Origin of the sequence: Pyramidobacter sp. CG50-2, from assembly GCF_003612005.1 — a bacterium.
Taxonomy (GTDB): domain Bacteria; phylum Synergistota; class Synergistia; order Synergistales; family Dethiosulfovibrionaceae; genus Pyramidobacter.
Genome location: NZ_RAWT01000076.1, coordinates 1 through 7,365, shown reverse-complemented (window position 1 = coordinate 7,365; position 7,365 = coordinate 1). Strand labels below are relative to the sequence as shown.

Sequence of the window (7,365 nt, the reverse complement as noted above, 5' to 3'; positions counted from 1 at the left end):
GATACCGACGCCGTGAACGTGGCGCAACTGAAAGGTATTTCCAATGGCTACGTTCATGTAAACGGCACAAATACGGCAGGAACCCTGGTAGCAAACAATTATGGCGCGATCAGTGCGACTGCGGGGGCAGCCGGCAAGCAGTCCGTGGCGATCGGCAATAGTGCCAAGGCACAGCCTGCGGCAGATAATGCCGTGGCGGTCGGCTTCAATACCAACGCACAATCGGCCAATGCCGTGGTTATGGGTAGCGGCGCCAATACCAATGCTGCGGGCATTTCCGGCGTGGCTTTGGGAAATGCAGCCTCCGTTCAGACTGATAGCGGCGTGGCTCTTGGCGCCGGTTCTGTTGCCAATCGTGCCGCAGGTACGGCGGGCACAACTACTGCTGGCTGGGATTTTGCCACAGGCGCGGCCTCTACGATAAATAATGCTACTTGGGTGTCTAAGAAAGGTGCCGTGTCTGTAGGAAGCAACGGCACGACCCGTCAGATTATCAACGTGGCTGCCGGTACGCAAGATACCGACGCCGTGAACGTGGCGCAACTGAAAGGTATTTCCAATGGCTACGTTCATGTAAACGGCACAAATACGGCAGGAACCCTGGTGGCAAGCAATTATGGCGCGATCAGTGCGACTGCGGGGGCAGCCGGCAAGCAGTCCGTGGCGATCGGCAATAGTGCCAAGGCACAGCCTGCGGCAGATAATGCCGTGGCGGTCGGCTTCAATACCAACGCACAATCGGCCAATGCCGTGGTTATGGGTAGCGGCGCCAATACCAATGCTGCGGGTGTGGCCGGCGTAGCCTTGGGGCAAAGCGCATCTGCGTCTGCTGCGGCCGGTGTTGCCTTAGGGCAAAGCGCATCTGCGTCTGTAGACAACGGCGTGGCTCTTGGCGCCGGTTCGCAGGGGAATGTGGCCGCTGGAAAAGCGGGCTGGGATTTCGTGACCGGTGCGGCTTCCACTGTTACTACGGCTGCCTGGTTATCTAACAGAGGCGCTGTGTCTGTAGGAAACGGCGGAAGCGTGACCCGCCAGATCACCAGCGTGGCCGCCGGTACAAACGACACCGACGCCGTCAACGTGGCGCAGGTGAAGGGACTTGCCAAACAGCTTGCCGCCGACGGCGTTTCCTATTTCCATGTAAATTCAACGAATGTCGCCGAGGATCCGCTAACGACCAATAAAGGCACGGTCAGCGCCAAAGCCGGCGCGGGCGGCAAGAATTCTCTGGCCGCCGGCGTCAACGCGAAAGTGCAGAAAGACGCCGATGAAAGCACCGCCATCGGGTACAATACGAACGTAACGCAAAAGAACGGCGTTACCGTGGGCAATCGTTCTTTCGTACAAGCGGAAGGCGGTTCGGCTCTGGGGTATAACGCGCAGGTAACGGCGAACGGCAAAAACGGCACGGCTCTCGGCAGCGGCGCGAATGTGCAGGTTGAGGGCGGCGTCGCCTTGGGCGTGAATTCCGTCGCGAATCGCGCGGCAGGTACGGCCGGTTATGATTTTGCAACTGGGCAGGCTTCTGTTGCCGTTACCCCCGTCTGGGTAGCCAATAGAGGGGCTGTTTCCGTCGGCAACGGTTCCAACGTGACCCGCCAGATCACCGGCGTGGCGGCCGGTAAAGAAGGCACCGATGCCGTCAACGTGGCGCAGCTGAAAAACGCCACGAACACATATGTGCATGTGAACGGTACGAATACAGCGGTGACATTGGTAACAAGTAATTATGGCGCGGCCAGCGCCACGGCCGGCGCCGCGGGAAAACAATCCGTAGCTATCGGCAACAGCGCCAAGGTGCAGGCGGCGGCCGACAATGGCATCGCCGTCGGATATAACACGAACGCTCAGGCCGTTAACGCCATTGTGATCGGCAGCGGCGCGAACACAACGACAACGGGCGTCGCCGGCGTGGCGTTGGGGCAGGGGGCTTCGACTTCTGTGGACGGCGGCGTGGCGTTGGGCGCTTCATCCGTCGCCAACCGCGCTTTGGGAACCGTCGGTTGGGATTTCGCCACAGGCGCGGCTTCTACTGCTGCCAATGGAACATGGAAAGCGACGAAGGGCGCGTTGTCCATCGGTAACGGACCTGGAACGACCCGTCAGATCACCAGCGTGGCAGCCGGCTTTTACGATACCGACGCGGTGAACGTAGCGCAGCTGAAAACGTTGAACATAAAAGTAGACAAAGCCAAGACACATTTCTACAGCGTCAACTCCACGGATTCGGGCAAAGGCAATTACAACAACGATGGAGCCAAGGCGTTTAATGCCTTAGCGGCAGGCGTAGAAGTCTCTGCGCAGGGATTGTTCTCCACCGTTGCGGGTTCGTATTCAACGATTGAAGGGAACGGTTCCAACTGGAGCACTGCTAATCCATATAGTGTCTTGGACGCCGCAAAGGGCGCTACGGCAACAATTTATGGCTCATTTAACACCATAAAGCAAGAAGGGGACAAGTATAACGGCGTAACAAACAGCATTGTCGGTACGGCTAATGGAACTGACAAGGCCAATGGCGCACTTATTTTCGGCGCAGGGAACAGTATATCCAATTCTTATAACGATGTAAGTCTTTCTTTCAGCGAGATGCTTGAGTTAGCGCAAGCATACCAAAATAAGGATTATCTCAAAATGGGGACGATCCTTTCCGGTGCCGTTGCCCAAAGCGGCGGCGCGGTTTTGGCGATTGGCGGAGCCAATACGGCGAATTATGCGCAACGCTCCCAGCTGATCGGCGTCGGCAACAAACTGACCGGAACAAGCACTGAGACCAGCGATTTCAACCTGCTCGACGGTTACAAGAACGTCGGCGAAAACGTCAGCCACATTACCGTGATCGGTTCGGAGAACACCGTCAAAAACGGCGACTTCAACATCGTTCTGGGCGACAAGCGCAGCATGGACGGCAAGAGCCACAACGTCGTCATCGGCTCGCTGGACAGCGCCGCGGCGACGGACGCTTCGAACGCCGTCATCCTGGGACATAACGCCAACGCTTCCGTCGACGGCGGCGTGGCGTTGGGCGCTTTCAGCATAGCCGACCGTCAGATGCTGTCGAACGTCTACGTGCCCGCCGGCGCCGGCGCGGCGATGGACACGCTCGTGCGCGGTACGGTGAAGGGTTCCTATGGGGCCGTTTCCGTGGGGAACGCCAACGCGACCCGGCAGATCGCCAACGTAGCCGCCGGCAGCGCCGACACCGACGCGGTGAATGTGGCCCAGCTCAAGGCGCTGGACGCCAAGATCGCCGAGACCAACACCACGGTGGATAAGGGCTTTGCCCTCTCGGCCGACGATAACGGCGTCGTCACCAAGAAACTCGGCCAAGCTGTTCACGTCGCCGGCGACGGCACGAACACCGAGACCAGGGTAGACGGCGGCAAAGTCGTCGTCGCCCTCAAGAACGAGCTGAAATTCGACGTGAAAGACGCTTCCGGCACGCCGACCGGCCAGCTTAGTATCAATAAGGACGACAAGGGCACGATCAACGGCCTGACCAATACGACCTGGGATCCCCTGAGCATCACCTCCGGCCAGGCGGCCACCGAAGACCAGCTCAAGGCCGTGGACGACAAGATCGCCAACATTTCCGGCAACGCCATGACCAGCTGGGACGCCCAGATCGACGGCGTGAAAGTGAAGACCGTCAGCAAGACCGACAACGTCCTCAACTTCAAGGCGGGCAGCAACATCAAACTGAGCAACGACTCCGGGGCCGTCAAGGTGCGCGTCGTCGACGCGCCCACCTTCGCCGGCAAAGTCACCGCCAAAGGCTTCGACGCGACCGGCAATAAAGTCGTCAACGTCGCCAAGGGCGAAGTCAGCCAGACCAGCGCCGACGCGGTCAACGGCTCGCAGCTCTGGGGCGTCTCGTCGAGCGTCGCCACCCACTTCGGCGGCGGCTCCACGATCAACGCCGACGGCACGGTCTCCGCGCCGACCTACACCATCCGCGGCGGCACGTACCATAACGTCGGCGACGCCCTCAGCGCCGTAGACACACAGTTCAACAACATCTACAACAACTTTGGTAACGTCTATAACCAGATGGGCGAACTGAGAAACGAAATCAAGAGCACCGGCGCGCTCGGCTCCGCGCTCGCCGGACTGAAACCGATGCAGTACGACCCCGTCGAACCCAGCCAGATCATGGCCGGTTTCGGAGCGTACAGAGGCGAGTACGCGCTGGCCCTCGGCTTTGCGCACTACCTGAAGGAAGACTTCATGGTCCACGCCGGAGTGTCCGTCACGCATCACGGCGAGTCGATGGCCAACGCCGGGCTGACGTGGAAGATCGGGCGCAAGGAAGACAAGGACGCGATCCCCGAGCGCTACCGCAAGGGTCCGATCAGCAGCGTCTACGTGATGCAGAAGGAGAACGCCGAATTGCAAGCCGAAGTGGCTTCGCTGCGGCAGACCAACATGCGCCAGGCCGAGCAGATGGCCGAGATGAACGCGCGCGTGGAGAGGCTGGAGCGTCTGCTGCAGAGCGGCAGAAAAGCGAACTGACGTTCAAGGGCGAAGGGGGCGGATTGGCGGTTGAGATCCGCCCTCTTCTTTGTGGTACAATGTGATGTGGAAATTAAAATTTTTTTCTGTGTGGAGGGTTTGCGATGAGACGAGCGATGACGATTTTTCTGGCGGTACTGCTGATGGGTGCGGCGGCGGGAACGGCTCCGGCCACGGAGATCGCGGTGGTGGATGCGGAGAGGATCCTGGCCCAGTCGACTCCCGGCAAGAAGGGGCAGGAGCACCTGAACGAGGTGCAGAAAGTGCTTCAGAAGGGATACAACGACTTGGTGGCTCTGTACCGCGGCCGGGAGAACTCGCCCGAGGCGCAGGAGATCATCAGGCAGGGACAGGCTGCGCTGGAGCAGCAGATGGCGGTCGAGCGCAATGCCGTGCTGGCGGTTCTGCAGTCGGAACTGATGGCGGCAACGGAGGCGTGGCAGAAGAAAAATCCCAAGATTCAGGCGGTCGTGAGCCGTCAGCTGCTTCTTGGCGCAGTCCCCAAGCTCGACGTGACGAGCGCGGTGATGAAGGAAATGAACAAGCGCACTCCCAAGTTTGCCGCTTTGCCCACGGTGACGGTGAACAAACCGGCTCCGGCTCAGCCTGCCCAAAAGTAGAAACGATCTTTTACAGCGCTGTCTTGAAGAGCGCGTATTGAAAGTACGACGCGATCCCCGCCGCTGGATTCGGAAAAAACGAGTCCAACGGCGGGGATCGTCTTGTTTGCCGCGCTTATCGCTTCGACAAAAAGAGCCGGGACGCAGGAGACGAAAATGTCCGCTGCATCCCGGCGTTCGTTTGTGGAGCCAGAAAGCTTATTTGACGTTCAGAGGCAGGTACTGCGTGCGGCCGTATCTGCGGATCAGCAGGGGCACACGGTTTCTCTTGGTGGAACCGATGACCTTGAACAGATCGCCGGAGTTGTTCACTTCGCGGCCGCCGGCCTGGAGGATGATGTCGCCGCGGCGCAGGCCGGAGCGAGCCGCCAGGGATTTTTCTTCCACTTCGGTGACGACCAGGCCGCTGTCGCGCTCCGAGAGCTTCAGCTCTTTGCGCAGTTCCGGAGTGATCGTTGCCACGGTGAAGCCGATTTTCTCCGCCGTGCTGGCGTCGGCGACCGTGGTATCCACTTCCGCAAGCGTCAGCGAGAAGTTCATGGTCTTGCCGTTGCGGAGCACCTCGAGATTGATCTTGTCGCCGGCCATGTGCTGGCGCACCGAAGTGCTCAGCTTGACGCTGTCTTCCACCTCTTTGCCGTCGAGCTTGACGATGACGTCGCCGCGCTTCAGGCCGGCCTTTTCGGCGGGAGAGTCGGGGACCACGTCGGCGATCAGGGCGCCCTTGGTGTTCTTCAGCTCGAAAGCCGAAGCGATGTCCTCGGTGATGGGCTGCAGATAGACGCCCATCTGGCCGCGGCGGACTTTGCCGTAGGCGACGATGTCGTTCATGACCTGCTTGGCCATGTTGATGGGGATCGCGAAGCCGATTCCCTGGGCCGAGGGGATAATGGCCGTGTTGATGCCGATCACGCGGCCCTGCATGTCAAGCAGGGGGCCGCCGCTGTTGCCGGGGTTGATCGAAGCGTCGGTCTGCAGGAAACCGTCGAAATTGAAGTTCTGCAAGTGAATGCTGCGGTTGCGCGCCGAAAGGACGCCGACCGTCACGGTGGGCTCCAGCCCCAGCCCCAGCGTGTTGCCGATGGCGACCATGGTCTCGCCGACGCGGATCTTGTCGCTGTCGCCCAGCTCGAGCGTGGGAAGGTCTTTGCCGTCCACCTTGATCACGGCGATGTCGAACGTCGGATCGCGTCCGATCACCGAAGCTTCCATGGTCTTGCCGTCGAAGAACGTGACCGTGATCTTGTCGGCGCCGTCGATGACGTGGTTGTTGGTGAGGATGCGGCCGTCCTTGGAGACGACGAAGCCGCTCCCGGCCCCTTTCATGGGAACGCGGCGCGTGTACTCGCGAAACATGTCGCCGAAGAACTCCCTGAAGAAGGGGTCGTTGGGCAGCCCCTGATTCACCGTGCGCGTGACCGTACCTTCGACGTCGATATTGACGACCGCGTGACCGACCTTCTCGACCAGATCGGCCACGGGACTGCCGGCAGTCAGCGCTTCAGGCGGTAACGTCCCAGAAAAAGCGGGTATGCTGCCTGCGACCATGGCACCCAGTATAATGCCTATAAGAGATCTTTTCAGTTTTCTCAGTTCCATAAAATTTCACCTCCGCAAAGAATCGGGCAGGACGCGACGGTCCCGCCTCAACGATGCACATATTACACGAAAACGGCTGTTTGCGCATTGATGTTTTATACAAAACAGCTAAACTTGAATTTATTCTTTGCTCCTTTCAAATCAATAAAGTTTATCCAAAAGACGGCACTCGGCCGAGAGAAGAATCATTTGTTTGGGAACCGACGGGCATCGCCGCGCCGTGAAAATTTTGTGACAATGTTTCAATAACGTGGATTAATTGTGTCAGATCGGATTATAAGTTCGAGAATCTGGGAGTAAAATCGTTGAATGAGCGCGAAATGTCCCGCAATGAAATCGAAAAGTCGTCGTTCAAAAAATACAGAATGCTTTTCGTAGATATGGACATAATCGCCGGTTCGCGTTAATATACGCCGTGTTGCGCGCGGGAAAGCCGTTTTTGGAAGAGAGAGAGCGGCTGGAGAGCGTGCGACGCCGTTTCTTGACAACCGAAGAGGACGAGGAAGAGAAGCCAAGCGGGAACGATCCGAGAAGATGGAACAGGTAAGGATAAAGGATTCAACGGAGAGTTTGATCCTGGCTCAGGACGAACGCTGGCGGCGTGCTTAACACATGCAAGTTGAGCGAGGATGAT

Annotated in this window: 3 protein-coding genes and 1 rRNA gene; 3 read left to right on the top strand and 1 reads right to left on the bottom strand. The window is 58.8% G+C overall.

Annotated elements, in window-relative coordinates; all coding sequences use genetic code 11:
• Positions 1–18: 18 nt before the first annotated feature.
• Both D7D26_RS12830 and D7D26_RS11485 read left to right on the top strand, forming a co-directional pair.
• A complete protein-coding gene (locus tag D7D26_RS12830; RefSeq protein WP_158606354.1) occupies positions 19–4,512 on the top strand; it encodes a YadA-like family protein in 4,494 nt (1,497 codons plus the stop codon).
• A gap of 104 nt (positions 4,513–4,616) precedes the next feature.
• A complete protein-coding gene (locus tag D7D26_RS11485; protein WP_078017049.1) occupies positions 4,617–5,132 on the top strand; it encodes an OmpH family outer membrane protein in 516 nt (171 codons plus the stop codon).
• A gap of 198 nt (positions 5,133–5,330) precedes the next feature.
• Here the strand turns inward: D7D26_RS11485 and D7D26_RS11480 are convergent, their stop codons facing one another.
• Entirely contained in the window at positions 5,331–6,731 is a 1,401-nt protein-coding gene (locus D7D26_RS11480) for a DegQ family serine endoprotease (RefSeq protein ID WP_078017050.1), read from the bottom strand.
• Positions 6,732–7,289: 558 nt separating this feature from the next.
• Here D7D26_RS11480 and D7D26_RS11475 point away from each other — a divergent pair.
• Positions 7,290–7,365 (top strand): 16S ribosomal RNA (locus D7D26_RS11475); the annotation flags it as partial.